The sequence below is a fragment of the Prevotella melaninogenica genome, from assembly GCF_013267595.1.
Taxonomy (GTDB): Bacteria; Bacteroidota; Bacteroidia; order Bacteroidales; family Bacteroidaceae; genus Prevotella; species Prevotella melaninogenica_D.
In genome coordinates, this window is sequence record NZ_CP054010.1 from 1,273,357 (window position 1) to 1,290,028 (window position 16,672).

Sequence of the window (16,672 nt, forward strand, 5' to 3'; positions counted from 1 at the left end):
TGCTCTGTGAGATATTTCTAATATCTTAAACACAAAAGGCAGAGCTTGTCAATCCAAACTTCTGGAGAATCCTTTTTGTCTGAATTTTTCACATATCGATTTTTTAAAGACCATCAAAAGGCTTGCAATTAACGCCCTTTTCGCTTGCAAAAGATGCCCTTTTGAGGTCTTACTAACGCCCTTTTGAGCCCTTATTAAGCACCTTTTGGATTGCCTCTTTGCAACTATTTGAAAACAAGTAACTTATGTAGGTATTAAAATATCTCATGTTTACCTCATTTTTCTACCTTTTCTTCGAATGTTTTGTAAATAAATTTCTTTATCTTTGGGCGTATCTTACTCAGGGGACACTAATTACTGGTTTAGGTTTTGGGTAAGGGGAGAAAAAAAGATATTAAAGTTTACGTTTCCTGTCACTGTTGTCACTCCTTTCAGATGCTTAACAGGCTATCCTACAATGATATAACCTTAAATGTTAAAAGTGACAGGAAACTAAAAATAAACTTGTTTTGTAGTTGTATGTTCATTAATACGACTAAGATTAAACGTGAATCTTCAAACCATCGTATGCAAAGAAAATATCATTTGGAAGAAGTTTTTGTGCCTCTTCATGTAAGCCAATCTTATGGGTGAGATGGGTTAAATAAGTGCGTTTTGCTCCTATCTTTCGACTGAAATCAATGGCTTCAGATATTAACTGATGGGAGTGGTGCTCACGTTCCCAGCGTAAAGCGTTTACAACCAGTGTCTCAACACCTTCAAGATAAGGGAGTTCCTCATCCTTAATAGTTTTCATATCTGTTATATAAGCGAGTTTCCCAAAGCGATAACCAAGGATGGGTAGTCCGCCATGCATTACCGAGATAGGCATCACTTCGATGTCACCAATCATAAACTTTACATGCGGTTGAATACTATGAAGGTTCAGTTTTGGAACTCCTGGATAGGGATTGTCTGTGAAACAATAAGGGAAATTATGACGTAAGCCGTCACAAGTATTTTCGTTGGCATACACTTCTATATTCCCCAAGGCGCAATAAGGGCGCACGTCGTCAATCCCTCCTACATGATCATAGTGGATATGCGTAATCAATAAGCCATCAATCTTACGGAAAGGTTGTGGTAACATCTGTTGGCGGAAGTCAGGACCGCTGTCAATGACAATACGCGTCTTTGCCGTTTCCAATAAAGCAGAGGTGCGCAATCGGTTGTCGCGTGGGTCCTTACTCTTACAAACATCGCAGCTACAGCCAAGTACTGGAACACCATTGGAGGTGCCAGTACCGAGGAAGGTGAAGCCTCCCCCGACCCCTCCGAAGGGAGGGGAGTCCTTTATCGGTCGTTCGTTGCTTATATGTTCTTCTTGATTCAAAGGATATGTTCTTAAAAGTTGGTTTGATGCTTTATAAGCATTTCTTAATTAAAAGCTTATTTATAACGAGTGTTTATGGTTGGATGTCGCAGTTGTTAGGATAAGTATTAATATTAAACCATACCACAACCTAAAGAAGTAGTTACTTTTGTTTAGCACTCCCCTCCCTTCAGAGGGGCTGGGGGAGGCTTCGTTTGTTTAGCACTCCCCTCCCTTCGGAGGGGTTGGGGGAGGCTTTCTCCTTTCGGAGGGGCTGGGGGAAGCTTTAGTTTGGAAAGGCTTTAGTTGGGAAAAGTATTCACCTCTGGATGTATCTCAATTCCAAACTTCTCCTTCACATCATGCTGAATTGTCTGGTAGAGTCTGACTACGTCAGCACCTGTTGCGCCACCAAGGTTCACCAATACCAAAGCCTGCTTGTCGTAAACGCCTGCAGGACCTAATGCCTTACCCTTCCAACCGCATTGTTCAATCATCCAACCAGCTGGAATCTTCTCATGGTCAGCATCAATAGTATAGTGGGGCATCCGTTCATATTGCGCTGCCAACTCCTCGTATTTAGCTTTAGGAACGATAGGATTCATAAAGAAACTACCCGCATTACCAATCTTCTTTGGGTCAGGAAGTTTCGCATTACGGATGTCAGTAATCGTCTGGCGAAGTTCTGCTACGGTAGGATTCTCTATACCTTGTTCAGCCAATGCCGCACGAATATTACCATAATCGAGTTTAGGTTGATAAGTCTTAGAAAGGTGATAGGTCACCGATGTGATAAGATACTTATTGCGCCATTCATGCTTAAACTTACTCTGTCGATAGCTGTATTCGCAATCAGCATTCTTGAAATGATACACTTCACCAGTGGCAATCTCCACCGCTTCAACCTCATCAATCAAGTCTTTAGCTTCCACACCATAGGCTCCGATATTTTGTACAGCACTCGCACCACACTCACCCGGAATGATAGAAAGGTTTTCTGCACCATAGAGATCGTGAGAAACACAATAGTCTACAAAGTCATCCCATACGTAAGCAGAGCCACAACGTACACGTTCTTCGTCGATTTGCTCGATAAAGGAGATGCCAGAGTGGAGTACGGTTCCCTTGAAATCACCAGTGAGTAGAAGGTTACTACCCCCACCGAGAATCAGTAGTGGATAGTCGTCTTCCTTCAACGAGCGTACAAGTTCCTGTGCTTCCTCTACTGATTCGTATTCAACAAAACGCTGACATTTAGCGTCAATGCCGAAGGTATTATGTTTTAGTAGACTATAGTTAAACTCTATTCTCATTTTAACTTATATCGTTTTTGCGTTTTCCTTTGTTTCTGTTTATAACAAGGATTTATTCTTCCTGATTTCTGAGAACCTTTGCCGGACTGCCGACAGCAACAGCATTGGCAGGAATGTCCTTTGTTACAACTGCTCCTGCGCCTATTACAGCATTACGACCTATCGTCACACCGGGTAGGATAATTGCTCCTCCACCAATCCACACGCCATCTTCTATCTTGACAGGTTGGGCATAGATATTCCATCCTCCACTAGGAATCATTCGTTCCTTGGCAGTGACAGGATGCGCTGCTGTATAGATTTTCACGTCTGAAGCGATTAGAACATGATTGCCTATATCAATACGGTTATTGTCTACAAACGTACAGTTCATATTGATAACAACCCAGTTCCCCATGTGGATATTGACACCATACTCACAATGAAAATCCACATCGATATGAATCTGCTCACCGATAGAGCCAAACAACTGCTCAAAAATCCTGTGCTTGCTTTCGTGGTCAGCATAGTCGCAATCGTTCAACTTGCGCAATAAGCGTTTTGTACGTAATATTATCTGCTGCAATTCTGGGTCAACAGCATTAAAAAACTCACCATCTAAGGCTTTCTGACGTTCACTTTTCATAAGCAAAAGGTTTTAAATTGTTGAGTATATTGCTTAAAGAAAGACCCACTACCAAGGTAGGCAGGGGTCTGTTCGTTAATAAGCTACAACCTTCTCTAAGCGCCAACTCTTACCATTCTGCTTAAAGATGAGCTGCGTTTCAACACCATTAGACAACCCACGGAAGGTAACAATCCTGCGGTCAGTGTCTGAATACTTCTGACCATAAAGGATGTTATAAATCATTTCCTGTGGAAGTTCTGGTAAGAATGATGACCATTCTTCGGCAGGGATAGTCGTGTTGACTACATTTGTCTCCTCACCATTAGGGTCTGGACCTGAATAAGCTAATGAACTCTTCACAGCCCCTTTACCACCATTGGCGAAGAAGTGTGACAGGAAGGTATAGAAAGATGCGTTATAACTATCCTTGAATGTGATGTTACGAATCTGATTCAACTTCCAGCTTCCATCCTGATGATCGAACCAATACTGCTCTATCGTACCTCTCTTTAAATGTATCTTCTCAACGATGACACTATCCAAGTCGGTAGACTTAGAGAACTTCATTTGTTTCTCATTATCAAAGATAAGCGTGTAATAGCCCTGTTTGCGGAAGAAATAATCCATCTTCCAGTTTCCACGTGTCAGCTCCGTAGTCTTTGTACCATTGACTACAGGCAGTGGGAACTTAATACGATTCATCTGCAACTTCTTATTAGCAATAAAGTTAAAGAAGAAGTCATCAAACAATTGGTCTGCTGCCTTTGGCATAGGAGTAGCAGCAATCACCTCCGTGGCAGAGTCAACGCTATCTACAGTGTCAGTGTCTTCTGCTGCTGTAGAATCAGTAGTTGTACTGTCATCGCCATCAACTTTCTTGCTTGTGCAACCTGTAGTAACAGCTACCATAGCTACACAAACACACACAATAAGTAAAAAAGCTTTTTTCATACTCTCTTTTTATTCATCTCAAATTTCCTGCAAATGTACAATATTTATTTCTAATAAGATAGGATTTTTATAAATTTATATTAGGGTAATTTCTCCGTTACGATTATAAATTGTACCTTTGCAGGAAAATAATCAAGAACTATGTTATTAGACAAGATAGAAGAACTTCTCAAGGAAGTGAGCGCACTCACGGCAAAGAGTGCTGATGATGTGGAGCAACTCCGTCTGAAATACCTTAGTAAAAAGGGTGAAATCAATGCGTTGATGAGCGAGTTCCGTAATGTGGCAGCCGACCAGAAGAAGGTTGTCGGCATGAAGATTAATGAACTTAAGCAGAGTGCACAGGACAAGATTAACGAACTCAAGGACCAGCTTGAAACAAGTGAGGCACAGAGTGATGATATCGACTTGACACGTACTGCTTATCCTATTAACCTCGGTACACGTCATCCGTTGACACTTGTAAAGAACGAGATTATTGATATCTTTGCTCGTATGGGTTTTACTCTCTATCAAGGTCCTGAGATTGATGACGACCAGCACGTGTTTACTATGTTGAACTTTGCTGCTGATCATCCTGCACGTGATATGCAAGATACCTTCTTCATTGAGCGCAGTAGTACGATGGACGTTACGAAGAACGTTCTTCTCCGTAGCCACACTTCTAATGATGAGGCACACTATATGTCTACACACGAACCTCCAATCCGTGTTCTTTGCCCAGGTCGTGTATATCGTAATGAGGCTATCTCGGCTCGTGCACACTGCTTCTTCCATCAGGTAGAGGGTCTTTATGTTGATAAGAATGTTAGCTTTACCGACCTAAAGCAGGTGCTTCTCACCTTTGCTCGTGAGATGTTTGGTGCAGATACAAAGATTCGTCTTCGTCCAAGCTATTTCCCTTTCACTGAGCCAAGCGCAGAGATGGATATCAGCTGTAACATCTGTGGCGGTGAGGGCTGCGGCTTCTGTAAGCACACTGGATGGGTTGAGATTCTTGGTTGTGGTATGGTTGACCCACACGACCTTGAGGCTTGTGGTATTGATTCAAGCGTATATACAGGTTATGCCTTCGGTATGGGTGTTGAGCGTATTGCTAACCTCAAGTACCGTGTAAGCGACCTCCGCCTCTTCTCTGAAAACGATACCCGCTTCCTTCGCGAGTTTGAGGGAGCGTAGTGTTGGGTGATGAGTGTTAAGTGTTAGGTGTTGATGGGCACTTAGGTGTTGGGTGTTAGGTGTTGGGTGTTGATGATTTGCCCTTTCTATACTTGATATCTTTGAGTTATACGTTGTAAAAGTAAAGACTTTATAGATTTTGATAATAAGTAATGGGTGTTGATGAAGTTTTAAACAATTCGTCAACACCCATTTTCGTCTCTCTCTATTCTGCTTAATGGTCCGTCTCTGATAACGGATAATCCCGAATCTATCAGATGTTTCTCACTCCCTAAGGCTATCCTAAATTCTTTCTAACATCATATAGCATTCGTACTGACGCTGTTCTTTTATGTATTCATTGTCTAATAAGATTACTGTTAAGCCTTAACACTATATGTGCGGAGCCTTAGCACAACACGTGCGGAGGCTCTGTACGTTCGTTCAAGAGGGGTGTGAGCCTTGTTATTGACATCCTCTTTATATAAAGACAATGATGACTAACCCTCTCGAAAAAGCCTATCATAGTTATCACCAACACCTCTCACGTAGCATATCATCACCACCTAACATCCACCACCTACCACCCAAGTGACCATCATCACCTAACATCCAACACCTATCACCCATCACCCTACAATATTTCACGTGCTATCCACGCACAAGCTTCCGCATCAGCGAGGGCGTGATGGTGGTCAGTTAGTTCATAGCCACAGGCAGATGAAACTGTATGTAACTGATGGTCGGGAAGGTGTGGGAAGTGGCGTCGTGCAGCCTTCAGCGTATCAAGGAACTCATAATCAGGGTAATCCATTTGGTAGGTATAGAAGGAAGCCTTCAGACAAGATTTGTCGAAAGATGCATTATGGGCTACAAGTGGTAAGCCTTCAATCATAGGTTCTATCTGTTTCCATATCTCACAGAATACGGGTGCTCCGTCAGTATCTGCACACGTAAGCCCATGCACCTGCGTACATCGCCAATGATAGTAATTCGGTTCGGGCTGTATAAGCGAATAGAAACTGTCAACAATCTCTCCTCCTCTTACTATCACCAAGCCTACCGAGCAAACACTACACCGTTCAAAGTTAGCTGTCTCAAAGTCAATCGCTGCAAAGTCCTGCATAGTTTCTTTATAAATTTATTAGTCGTTGGCTACATCTTAAATCTATAGATGAGGCTCTATGTTTGTTTAGACAAAGTCTCTTTGTTCATTCTTGACAACCATAATAGTCATAGTACATATCCCATAAGGTATCGGAAAAACCCCAACCACATTGTGTTGAATTAAGCATACTTTCAATTCTCTGTCTGAAATGCTCCTCAAGGTTATGGTCGGAAATATGCTTCAAGGCTTTCTCAAAATTCGTTTCTAATGTAGTATAATACTGTTCCCACATATCACCGAAGGTCATTGTGTATTCACATCCCAACTCTATATAGTAAAGCATTAAATCTCCAAGACTGATGGCATCAGCTTTCAACTTCTTGAAGTCGGAGATTGCCTTGCGGCAAGTTGCAAATGAAGGCTTGTCTGAAAAGCCCCGAGCAGGGAAGAATTCGTTGCGAATAATCTTTTTATACTTTTCCAATGCAGCGCTATAATCAGGTGTAAGATACATTTCCAGATACATCTTCGCTTCTGCACTTGCATCATACAGACTCAACACAAGGTTCATTACGTCTTCCTTAGGTAGTACTGCCAGATGCTTCTTTAGTTTTAATTTGGTCATATCAGAGTCCTCTCTATATTAGCATTTACAAGTAACATAAAGTTCCATGTCTGCAAAGGTATAGCTTTCCAGCGAAAAATGAAAATGTTAGCGTAAAGTAAATTACAAAGATTCTCTAAACCTTTCATGCATATTTCTTTTATCGTAAAAGAGAACAACCTAACTTACTCCTAAAATTTAAGAGGCATCAAGTTAACAATTCTATTAATAACAAATGAAATGATAAAACTCACAAATAGTAGTGCTATATACTCCAAGAATACATATTTGAATCCTGCTATAAAAGAAGGAAAGAGATAATATAAGAACCACGTGTGAATCATCCATATGTTCATTGAATGACGACCAATAGCAGAGAGTATAGGAATGTTAGCCTTCCCTTGTGACAAAAGAACAAATGAAACAATGAATGTTATTGCATAAAAGGGGCTAAATAGGGCGGTAGGTATATAATACTTTATAATCGATGCTATTACTAAAATGGCAAAAACAAGAAACTTTCCGTAGGATTTTTTTGCTACTAATACGTTAAGTTTAGAAAATAGCTCTGTACGTTTTAGCATTGCCCCCAAACTGAATGGGAATAGTAGGAAACCTAAGTACAGCAGGTTATAAAGAATAGGTGAAGAAGTTTTATATTGTATACCAAGTTTTGAAATTAGTAGACCAGAAATGAGAAAGATAACAAATGTAATTAAACATACGTATCTTGCTTTTATGCGAGACATTTGTTTAAATAAAAAAGGATAAGATAGAGATAGTAATGAATAAGGAAAAAGAAACCAACATTCATAGTTCCAGCTTGAATAAAAGGAACTATAATTCAGTATGATGTCTTTAATACTTCCAGGATATTTAGAACTATCTCCTACGAAGTGACCGATGGTTACAAATATCGAGATTATAACCCAATAATGAAGATAAAGTTTGAAGATTCTACTAAGATGATGCTTATCACCCTTCTGAAAAACATAGAATAGACCATATCCTCCAAGAATGGTGAATATCTGCACAGGTACATCTATTTTATTAATAATATCGTATAGAGGAACTCCTCCTATATGAATAAGATTAATACCAAATCCAGATCCCAAATGGCAACCTAACATCATAAGGAGAGCAACTCCTTTAAGCATTACGGTTTCTTCTTTTGTCATTGCATTAAAAAGTTTAATGCGATGCTTTATACTCAAATTACGAAAGTTATAGCCAAGTACCTACATGAAAAACGTGGACGTTTTCATCCACGTTCAGAGGTACTTGGCGGAAACCTACAACAAGAGATGAAAGACGTCCACGATATCGTGGACGTTCACTAATCCATTCATTCTTGTTGTTCATTCTACCGCCAAGTTTCCTGAACGTTATTGAATAAATAGCAAACGCTAAATTATTAACCCACAAAATAGGACTGCGTACACACTTGCACAGCAAGTCCGACTGCAAAGTTACAACTTTATTTCTATTCTTTTAGGTTGATAACGAGTTATTTCCAATCTTTTTCTTACTTTTGCAGAAGGAGCATCTATTGCTATAAAGAATACTTTCTATGGGAGAAAACAATTACACATCAAGTTTAGATAAATATCAGATTCCTGTCGTTGAGGCAAGTCAGGGATATCATCTTGTGCTGGCATCGCCAGGATGTGGAAAGACACATATCCTCGCAGAGAGGATAAGATACGCACGAGAAAGGGGTGTGAAGTATGAGGATATGCTCTGTCTTACGTTCACCAACCGTGCTGCAAGAGAGATGACCAACCGTATTCAGAAGGTGGTGGGAGGTGATTTCTCCGAACTGATGGTGGGTAATGTGCATCGTTTTTGTTCTAAGTTCCTCTTTGAACAGGGACGTATACCAGCCGATTCTGCCATTATTGACGACGAAGAGGCGGTGAGTATTATCGCTGATTACCGCAATGAAGATGAAGAAGGAGTGACAAGAGACTTCAACCGATACAAAGGTTATCAAACGATTATCTTCTTTCAGCATTTCATCTATCAGTTGGAACACCAGCATCCGTGGAAGTATTACCTTCATCCAGAGAGTTTTACGGATGATGATAGGGAAGCAGTAAAGCACATCTGTGCCTCACAAAAGATTGAATATGACGAGCAGGCGGTAGTGAATATCTATCACCATGCACAGGAATACATGGACGAGGCGAATGCGCCAGGGCTTGATGGGAAGACGGCAGATAGAATTCGTGTACTGCTTTGGAAGATGTATTACGCTGGCTGTTATGCCCGATACAAGGAGGAGAATCACCTCTTCGACTTCGAAGACTTACTGCTCTATACTTACGATATCTATCGTTCTGACCCTACCTGTAAACGATATCTGTGGATACAAGTGGATGAGGTGCAGGATCTTAACGGTATGCAGCTTGCTATCATCGACTTGTTGACAGCAGAGGACAACCCGATGGTGATGTACTTAGGCGATGAACAGCAGGCTATCTTCTCTTTTATGGGGGCGAAAGTGGAAACACTGACTCTCTTGAAGATGCGCTGTAAGGGTAATATACATCATCTGCAGCGTAACCACCGTTCGCCAAAATACTTGCTCGATGTCTTCAATGACTATGCAGAAAAGCAACTGAAGATAGACCGCGAACTGCTTCCTCTTTCCGATAATGACACTAAGGCTACGTCGGGAGACTTGAGAATCATACATAGTAGTACGATAGAAGCTGAACATAAGGATATTACCACTGAGGCACTCTCCCTTTATGAGCAGAACAAGGAAGAGCGTACAGCCGTCATCGTTAGTGCTAATTCGGATGCTGATCGTATCAGTGAAGCTATGACGGAAGCAGGGCTGACTCACTTTAAGGTGTCTGGTCGCGACCTCTTCGATACACCAGATGTCAAGCTATTGTTGGCACATTTGAGTGTACTCTCTAATGAACATAATTCTATAGCGTGGACACGTATCATGAAAGGGGTGCATGCCTTCCCTTCTCATGCCCTTGCTCGCCGATTTAATTGGAAGCTAAAGCAGTTGGCACTGTTGCCATCCGACTTCCTTCTCTATCCCGAAAGCTGTTACACTGCAGAGTTTCTTCGTGCCTACAACGAGGAAGAAATCGTTGTCTTCGATACTGAAACAACAGGCTTAAATGTCTTTCAAGATGACATTATAGAGATAGCTGCCATCCGAATTAAGGGTGGGGAAGTGGTTGGCGAACCGCTTGATCTCTACATAGAGACCGATAAACCGATTCTACCAATGCTCGGAGACAAGGAGAATCCGATGTATGCTATCTATCATGAGAAGATGTCTACAGGCGAATTACTCTCTCCTTCTGATGCCTTACAGCGTTTCCTTGCCTACGTTGGGACCAGCCCTATCCTCGGTCATAATGCCAACTATGATTACAACATATTGGACAATAATCTGCAACGTTACTGTAAGGACACGATGCAGGCACATGATATTCGTTGCTTCGACTCGCTCAAACTGATAAGACTATTGGCTCCGAGCCTTCATTCTTATAAGTTGGAAAGCCTTCTCGAGACCTTCCATTTGGCAGGTGTTAATAGTCATCAGGCAATTGATGATGTGAAGGCAACGGTCAGTCTTGTGCGCCTCTGTGCTGAGAAAGCACGTGAGAAGCAAGCACAACAAGAGGCTTTTATCCACCATCCGAAGGTGAAACCATTTGCCAACGTGCTGCGTAGCAATTATGGCGAACGCTATCGAGAGGCTGTCAACCGACTTTATAAGCTATCAACCGACCATGAGCCAGCCCTTGTCAGCGAGCTCTCCGCTGCTTATAACGCCTTTCATTCCGATGGTTTGATCAATGACATCCCCCGATTAGACTATATCCTCCGTTATCTCCGCATAGATATGCTGACGGATGAGACGGTAGCTAATGCCCTTGCACCACAGCTCTCGCAGTATGTAATGGATATTAATACGTTGAAAGAAGCCGACTTCTGTAATAGTAAGAGTATTCTTGAGCGCATCTATGTGACGACCGTTCACAAGGCAAAGGGACTGGAGTTTGATAATGTTATCATCTTTGATGCAGCCGATGGGCGCTATCCGAACACCTATAACAAGACCAAACAGCAAGACGAGGAAGACGCTCGTAAGTTCTATGTAGCCATGTCACGTGCTAAACGTAGGCTTTTCATAGCCTATGCTCTGCAGAAAGTTGACCGTCATAGAAGGGTTTTCAATCGTGATCTGACACCCCTAATGGATAGTATTCAAAAGTATTTTAATTAGGATTCAGCTATATCAAATAACTGATATAAGACAAGAAAGTAATAGATGAAACGATATGTTTTGTCTATCATTTGTTTAAAAAAGAAATGATTTGTATCTTTGTAGCGTTAAAATGAAATGTTAGATAGGTAAAGAAAAGATATAAACTAAATCTTTCTTGTATTCATAAACAAATAAAATCAGAATAATATGACAAAAGAAAAGTTCTTCACCTCTATGGGATGGATTGGTATGGTAACATCAGTTTTAATGTATGTATTCTACATTCCACAGATAGAAAACAACTTAGCAGGGCAGAAGGGAACCTTCATTCAGCCATTTATGGCAGGTGTAAACTGTACCTTATGGGTTGCTTACGGATTGTTCAAAGAGAAGCGTGACTGGCCTTTGGCGATTGCTAACACACCGGGTATCATCTTTGGTTTTGTAGCAGCTTTTACTGCATTGTAAGTCATAACAATATAAAATAAGCTTCCTCTTCATTCTTTCGTGTGAAGGGGATTTTTGTTTTTAGGCTGAAAATCAGTAGAATTACATTGTTGTATGCAAAACTTTTATTATCTTTGGCGTAGCTAACAGCACCTATTTTCGAACACTACAAACGAACAACAACGATGCGTATGAAACGATATCAAGTAGCTCTAACACTGCTCTTTCTCTCCTTTCTACTGACTGCCTGCAAGACAAAAACAGTTGGTGGGCAGAAGGATTCGGGTGTCGCAGTAGGTCATTTTCCTGACCAGAGGGAACATCTAAAGGCGTTCAAGGACGACATTGTCATCATGAAATGTGAAGATTACGACTTCAACACGGCTCCAATAGGTATCGGAAATAAGTTCTTTACACTGTTGCGCGGATGGGTATATACCGATGGAGTCCTCTCTCATACCATAACAAGTGAGGGACTGACAGAGGGTATCTTGGTGCAAGACTTCCCCAATTATGAGTTTTTGAAAGAATATGGTGGCTATTATGTTTCGGATAAACCTTATATCAAGATGAAGCTTTATCGCACGAAGGATGCTGTTTGGTTTATGAATAAGCGGTACCCCATTGCACGAGAAAATGGTGATAGTATCTTCTCACCTTTAATAAAAAGTGAGAACGGAAGGAGTCAATCTGTATGGATTTTTGTAGGGGATATTCCGTTGAAAAACAATTAATCGAAGCGTATGAAGACTATACTACTTATCTTTTCTTGTCTCCTTCTATTCTGTTGCACAACAAAGACGCGAAAAGTAACAACCGTTCATTCTCCATATGATACTGTGTATGTCTACGCAAAGGATGAGACGGGGCAAAAGATATACAATGTTATTTCCGAGAAGGCGGTAACGGCTAATGGAGACTCATTGTTTGGTAAGATTAGGACAGAGGTTCCGAAGCAACTGAATGATAAGGAGTTTGAAGTCGCTAAAGCTGTCGTAAGGAAGTATATTCATAGGCATCAAGATGAGTTTCTTCCCTTTGACTGCTATTTTCAGCAATACTTAGGTTATAAGAAAGAGGGTGTTTTGATGGCGGATGTTGCTTTATTTTCATATTATAGAGTCATCTATCAAAAGGGTGTTGCTGGGATTACTCGTGAAGACTATAGGGTGAAATTCAGGTTTCTGAAAGATCTTGGGAAGGAGCGTAAGAGGCTTATAATAAACTTGGATAAAGGAGTTATCGTAAATGAATAGGACGATTTTAAACACGTTATACTTATTTTTGGTTCTTCCGAAATATGGAGTGCTCAACTAAGCGTCTTATATAATAGGCACACAGAGTCACGGAGGGGACGGAGGTAAACGCAATGTCACGGAGGTGCCGACGGCACAACGAGCGACGGAGGTGTAGCCTACAGATTCTTGATAACTTTTGGGATAAATGCTTTGGGCATAAAGTAGCTAAAAAAGTGTGCAAACAACCTCCGTTGCTCTATGCACCGACGGTGCCTCCGTTACTTTCATTGCTTTACTTTGATATCCCTCCGTATTCTCCGTCCCTCCGTGTGACATTTCTTCAGAAACCTAACCTTAAGTAGCAAACCTTATCACTCTAAAGTCTTGAATACCCTTTTTTTTGTCGCACAAAGCTAACTTCTTTGTCCTCGTACCATAACAAACCTTTGATAGTCAGTATGCTATCGTGTAACTCCATGACTTTACAGCGGTTAGTGTCATTCTCGTCATAGACTAAAAAAAGCGAGTCGTTCACAAAGTGGTAACTATTAAACCACTTGCAAGTGTCGCCTGCACCTGGGTCGAATGCAACAGTAGAATCCGTCACGTCGAGTGTTGGACGCATACCAATGTTTGTCTTTTCCACACCAACCCAATTCCCTATAAATTCTTTAGGGTAAACGGGTCCATCGTTTCTGCCGCAAGCAGCGAGCAAAACAGACAAGAGAATAGAAAGTAAGTAGTATCTCATACCTCACGATTTTACCAATATCAACAATCAGGATAAGTGCATATGCCCTAAAAGGCTGACCAAAACAGAATTATAGTCTATACCCCTTTTATGATATAAACGCCGTCACTATTATAAAATTGCTTTGTAGAATGTTTTTCTTTTGATGATTACAAAAGTCGTAAAACACTTCTTTAGTGTTTGAATTTTATTTACAAATTACACCCTTTTCGTTTGCAGTCTTAGAATTTTCTTTACAATAACCCACATTCTTACAGGAACTATAGAGGACTTAAAAGACAGAAGTATGCGAAAATCAATCGTTCTCCTGTTACTCTGTCTTTCTTTTCTCCAGCTTACAAGCAACTCGTTAACTCGTCTACTCGTTACCTTGTCTACCAAATAATCGTTCTCCTGTTACTTTGTCTTTCAATTACCCTGTCTACAATTAACTCGTTAACTTCTCTTCTTGTTAACTTGTCAACTAAATAATCGTTCTCCTGTTACTTTGTCTTTCAATTACCCTGTCTGCAAGCAACTCGTTAACTTGTCTTCTCGTTAACTTGTCAACTAAAGAATCGTTCTTCCATTACTCTGTCTTTCAATTACCCTGTCTACAATTAACTCGTTAACTTGTCACCTAAATAATCGTTCTCCTGTTACTTTGTCTTTCATTTACTCTGTCTACAAGCAACTCGTCAACTTGTCAACTCGTTAACTTGTCAACTAAATAAACGTTACTCTATCTTTTGTTCTTCTTATAACTCACTACCGTCCAAGTTCCCATAAAGAGACCTATTCCCGAGAGGGCAAGCAGCTGATGAGCTATGCTACTGATGTTTCCACCACGGATGAATACTGTACGCATCGCCTCAATGAAGTAGCTCACAGGGTTGATATAAGTGGAAAGATAAGCAAAAGGTGGCATCGAACGTGTCGGGGTGAATAGTCCTGAGAGCAACAGGAGTATAACCATGAAGAACCACATCACGAAGATTGCCTGCTGCATGGTATCGGAGTAATTAGAAATAATCAGTCCAAAGGATGAGAAGAACAGTGCAAGCAACATCGAAAGGAGATAGATGAGGGCTATATTCCCTACAGGGGTGATGTCGTAGAGAAGCCAAGATAACAACAGACAAACCGTCACGATGAAGAAAGCTATCATCCAATAAGGAATCAACTTCGAAAGTATGAAAGTCCATTTGCTCACGGGTGTCACGTTTATCTGTTCAATTGTTCCCTTCTCTTTTTCGCTGACGATGTTAAGTGTTGGTAGGTAACCAGTTATCATCATCATCACCATAGCCAACAGTGCAGGAATCATAAAAACCTTGAAGTTAAGATGTTTGTTGTAGAGATAAAGCGTGTCAATCTTTGACTTTATGGCTGTTGTAGAGGGCAAGACATTTGCAGAAACAATCTGAGAAAGGTATCCCGAACCCAGTGCTCCCTTTGTTCCATTGACAGCATTAGCCGCAATCAGGACCTGTGGAACACGTCCTGAGTTTAAATCACGGCTGTAGTTCTGGGGGATAACAACCACAACATCCGCCTCAGAATGTTCTATATTCTTGAGTGCTTGTGCGTAGGTAGGCTGCTGCCCATGGAAGATGAAGTATTTGTTTGCTTCTATCTCGTGTACTAATTGTTGTGAGAGGGTAGAGCGGTCGTTGTCGACAACATCCACAACAATGTTCTTAACCTCCATATTCATTACCCACGGCATAACGCACATAATCATTATCGGGAAGGTAATGATAAGTCTTGGCAGAAAGGAGTTACGACGTATCTGGGTGAATTCCTTTCTTAGAAGATATTTTAGTATCATAGTTTTCTATTCTAATCGTTTGTTAAACTTAGCCAGTGCAAGCGACATCAAGGCTATGAGCATACTTATAAGTATGGACACTTCAAAGTAAACTTCTTCAATTCCGACACCCATAATCATCAGTTTACGCATCGCACTGATGTAATAACGAGTAGGGACAATGGCTGAGATGTATTGTAATATCTTCGGCATTGACTCTATTGGGAACATCATTCCAGAGAGCATAATGACAGGCATCATTAATAACATCGCTGATATGAGGAGGGCAACGAGTTGTGTCTCGGCTATTGTTGACACAAGGATTCCTAACGATAGCGCTAATAGGATGTAGATAGTTGAAACCACGTATATCCAGACCAAGGAACCCTTTATGGGTACGCCTAATACGAAGGACGACATGAGTAAGATGATTGAAAGGATGGTGAAGGCAAGCACAAGATAGGGTACTAACTTCGCAACAATAATCATTAAGGGCTTTGTTGGCGATACAAGCAGCACCTCCATGGTCCCTTTCTCCTTCTCACGGACTATGGAAATAGAGGTCATCATAGCACATACGAGCATCAGCAACGTACCCATAATGGCAGGGACGAAGTTATAAGTAGACTTCATCCGAGGGTTGTAAAGTAGCTTTGTGTTCACCGCCTTTGCCTCTGTATTATTGATAACGGCATTGGCATAGATGGTCCATTGCTGTGCCATGTTGGGGTCTGCACCATCGACAATGAGTTGATAGCCCGACTTCTTACTTGCAAAATCCTGTGAAAAGACGATTGCCATGTCGGCTTTTTGGTCACGGATAGCTTTCTCGGCTTCATTAGGAGTCGTCACAACCTTTGTCAATGTGAAGTATTCAGAGGCTGCCAAGCGGTCAGCTACTTGCTGAGTGGCATTGTCAGCATTGCTCATTACGACAATAATGCGTACGTTTCGCACATCATTGGTGACGGCAAAACCAAAGAGAAGCATCATTACGATGGGCATACCAAACAGCATCAACATCGTGCGTTTGTCGCGAAGAATATGCTTGGTTTCCTTGATAACAAATGAAAAAAATGGGTTCATCTATAATTGTTTGTTTTAAATGGATA

The 16,672-nt window shown here is 41.1% G+C and carries 16 protein-coding genes; 5 read left to right on the forward strand and 11 right to left on the reverse strand.

The window, feature by feature from the left end; translation table 11 throughout:
* Positions 1–541 precede the first annotated feature (541 nt).
* The 4 genes from FIU21_RS04700 to FIU21_RS04715 all read right to left on the reverse strand — a co-directional run bounded on the left by FIU21_RS04700 (position 542) and on the right by FIU21_RS04715 (position 4,222).
* Positions 542–1,336, reverse strand: coding sequence for an MBL fold metallo-hydrolase (locus tag FIU21_RS04700; protein WP_050759755.1), 795 nt, complete (start codon positions 1,334–1,336; stop codon positions 542–544).
* Positions 1,337–1,653: 317 nt separating this feature from the next.
* Positions 1,654–2,664, reverse strand: a complete 1,011-nt coding sequence (gene murB / locus FIU21_RS04705; RefSeq protein WP_004360337.1) for a UDP-N-acetylmuramate dehydrogenase — start codon at positions 2,662–2,664, stop codon at positions 1,654–1,656.
* Positions 2,665–2,716: 52 nt separating this feature from the next.
* Positions 2,717–3,289 carry a sugar O-acetyltransferase gene (locus FIU21_RS04710; RefSeq protein WP_004360336.1) on the reverse strand — a complete coding sequence of 191 codons (573 nt, stop codon included), beginning with the start codon at positions 3,287–3,289 and terminating at the stop codon, positions 2,717–2,719.
* 75 nt (positions 3,290–3,364) lie between these two features.
* On the reverse strand, positions 3,365–4,222 hold the full coding sequence (locus tag FIU21_RS04715; protein WP_004360335.1) for a DUF4348 domain-containing protein: 858 nt from the start codon (positions 4,220–4,222) through the stop codon (positions 3,365–3,367).
* Positions 4,223–4,363: 141 nt separating this feature from the next.
* Between FIU21_RS04715 and pheS the strand changes: the two genes are divergently transcribed.
* Positions 4,364–5,401, forward strand: a complete 1,038-nt coding sequence (pheS, locus tag FIU21_RS04720; protein ID WP_004360334.1) for a phenylalanine--tRNA ligase subunit alpha — start codon at positions 4,364–4,366, stop codon at positions 5,399–5,401.
* A 613-nt stretch (positions 5,402–6,014) separates the two neighbouring features.
* Here pheS and FIU21_RS04725 read toward each other — a convergent pair.
* The 4 genes from FIU21_RS04725 to FIU21_RS04740 form a co-directional block, all read right to left on the reverse strand.
* On the reverse strand, positions 6,015–6,506 hold the full coding sequence (locus FIU21_RS04725; protein WP_004360333.1) for a 3'-5' exonuclease: 492 nt from the start codon (positions 6,504–6,506) through the stop codon (positions 6,015–6,017).
* Between the two features lie 85 nt (positions 6,507–6,591).
* A complete protein-coding gene (locus FIU21_RS04730; RefSeq protein ID WP_004360332.1) occupies positions 6,592–7,113 on the reverse strand; it encodes a DUF6155 family protein in 522 nt (173 codons plus the stop codon).
* A 170-nt stretch (positions 7,114–7,283) separates the two neighbouring features.
* Positions 7,284–8,270 (reverse strand): acyltransferase family protein, encoded by a 987-nt coding sequence (locus FIU21_RS04735; RefSeq protein WP_155812499.1) that lies wholly within the window; start codon positions 8,268–8,270, stop codon positions 7,284–7,286.
* Positions 8,271–8,316: 46 nt separating this feature from the next.
* The gene (locus FIU21_RS04740) at positions 8,317–8,454 is read right to left on the reverse strand and encodes a hypothetical protein (protein ID WP_155812498.1); all 138 of its coding nucleotides are present in this window, start codon (positions 8,452–8,454) and stop codon (positions 8,317–8,319) included.
* A 208-nt stretch (positions 8,455–8,662) separates the two neighbouring features.
* On the opposite strand from FIU21_RS04740, the gene FIU21_RS04745 reads away from it, so the two are divergent.
* From FIU21_RS04745 to FIU21_RS04760, 4 genes are all read left to right on the forward strand, one after another.
* The gene (locus FIU21_RS04745; RefSeq protein ID WP_004360330.1) at positions 8,663–11,353 is read left to right on the forward strand and encodes a 3'-5' exonuclease; all 2,691 of its coding nucleotides are present in this window, start codon (positions 8,663–8,665) and stop codon (positions 11,351–11,353) included.
* Between the two features lie 189 nt (positions 11,354–11,542).
* Positions 11,543–11,803: a SemiSWEET family transporter gene (locus FIU21_RS04750; protein ID WP_004360329.1), complete on the forward strand. Its 261-nt coding sequence runs from the start codon at positions 11,543–11,545 to the stop codon at positions 11,801–11,803.
* Between the two features lie 170 nt (positions 11,804–11,973).
* Positions 11,974–12,516, forward strand: a complete 543-nt coding sequence (locus tag FIU21_RS04755) for a hypothetical protein (protein WP_231291335.1) — start codon at positions 11,974–11,976, stop codon at positions 12,514–12,516.
* Positions 12,517–12,525: 9 nt separating this feature from the next.
* Complete coding sequence (locus tag FIU21_RS04760) at positions 12,526–13,038, forward strand: hypothetical protein (RefSeq protein WP_004360327.1); 513 nt, start codon at positions 12,526–12,528, stop codon at positions 13,036–13,038.
* A gap of 358 nt (positions 13,039–13,396) precedes the next feature.
* Here the strand turns inward: FIU21_RS04760 and FIU21_RS04765 are convergent, their stop codons facing one another.
* The 3 genes from FIU21_RS04765 to FIU21_RS04775 form a co-directional block, all read right to left on the reverse strand.
* The gene (locus FIU21_RS04765) at positions 13,397–13,771 is read right to left on the reverse strand and encodes a hypothetical protein (protein ID WP_004360326.1); all 375 of its coding nucleotides are present in this window, start codon (positions 13,769–13,771) and stop codon (positions 13,397–13,399) included.
* Between the two features lie 721 nt (positions 13,772–14,492).
* A complete protein-coding gene (locus FIU21_RS04770; protein WP_004360325.1) occupies positions 14,493–15,581 on the reverse strand; it encodes an ABC transporter permease in 1,089 nt (362 codons plus the stop codon).
* 6 nt (positions 15,582–15,587) lie between these two features.
* On the reverse strand, positions 15,588–16,646 hold the full coding sequence (locus tag FIU21_RS04775; RefSeq protein WP_004360324.1) for an ABC transporter permease: 1,059 nt from the start codon (positions 16,644–16,646) through the stop codon (positions 15,588–15,590).
* Positions 16,647–16,672 lie beyond the last annotated feature (26 nt).

What these genes read in the sequence shown, in the direction of transcription:
- murB (WP_004360337.1), bottom strand. Translation starts at nt 2,664, where the DNA reads ATGAGAATAGAGTTTAACTATAGTCTACTAAAACATAATACCTTCGGC.
- FIU21_RS04710 (WP_004360336.1), bottom strand. Translation starts at nt 3,289, where the DNA reads ATGAAAAGTGAACGTCAGAAAGCCTTAGATGGTGAGTTTTTTAATGCT.
- FIU21_RS04715 (WP_004360335.1), bottom strand. Translation starts at nt 4,222, where the DNA reads ATGAAAAAAGCTTTTTTACTTATTGTGTGTGTTTGTGTAGCTATGGTA.
- pheS (WP_004360334.1), top strand. Translation starts at nt 4,364, where the DNA reads ATGTTATTAGACAAGATAGAAGAACTTCTCAAGGAAGTGAGCGCACTC.
- FIU21_RS04725 (WP_004360333.1), bottom strand. Translation starts at nt 6,506, where the DNA reads ATGCAGGACTTTGCAGCGATTGACTTTGAGACAGCTAACTTTGAACGG.
- FIU21_RS04730 (WP_004360332.1), bottom strand. Translation starts at nt 7,113, where the DNA reads ATGACCAAATTAAAACTAAAGAAGCATCTGGCAGTACTACCTAAGGAA.
- FIU21_RS04735 (WP_155812499.1), bottom strand. Translation starts at nt 8,270, where the DNA reads ATGACAAAAGAAGAAACCGTAATGCTTAAAGGAGTTGCTCTCCTTATG.
- FIU21_RS04740 (WP_155812498.1), bottom strand. Translation starts at nt 8,454, where the DNA reads ATGAACAACAAGAATGAATGGATTAGTGAACGTCCACGATATCGTGGA.
- FIU21_RS04745 (WP_004360330.1), top strand. Translation starts at nt 8,663, where the DNA reads ATGGGAGAAAACAATTACACATCAAGTTTAGATAAATATCAGATTCCT.
- FIU21_RS04750 (WP_004360329.1), top strand. Translation starts at nt 11,543, where the DNA reads ATGACAAAAGAAAAGTTCTTCACCTCTATGGGATGGATTGGTATGGTA.
- FIU21_RS04755 (WP_231291335.1), top strand. Translation starts at nt 11,974, where the DNA reads ATGAAACGATATCAAGTAGCTCTAACACTGCTCTTTCTCTCCTTTCTA.
- FIU21_RS04760 (WP_004360327.1), top strand. Translation starts at nt 12,526, where the DNA reads ATGAAGACTATACTACTTATCTTTTCTTGTCTCCTTCTATTCTGTTGC.
- FIU21_RS04765 (WP_004360326.1), bottom strand. Translation starts at nt 13,771, where the DNA reads ATGAGATACTACTTACTTTCTATTCTCTTGTCTGTTTTGCTCGCTGCT.
- FIU21_RS04770 (WP_004360325.1), bottom strand. Translation starts at nt 15,581, where the DNA reads ATGATACTAAAATATCTTCTAAGAAAGGAATTCACCCAGATACGTCGT.
- FIU21_RS04775 (WP_004360324.1), bottom strand. Translation starts at nt 16,646, where the DNA reads ATGAACCCATTTTTTTCATTTGTTATCAAGGAAACCAAGCATATTCTT.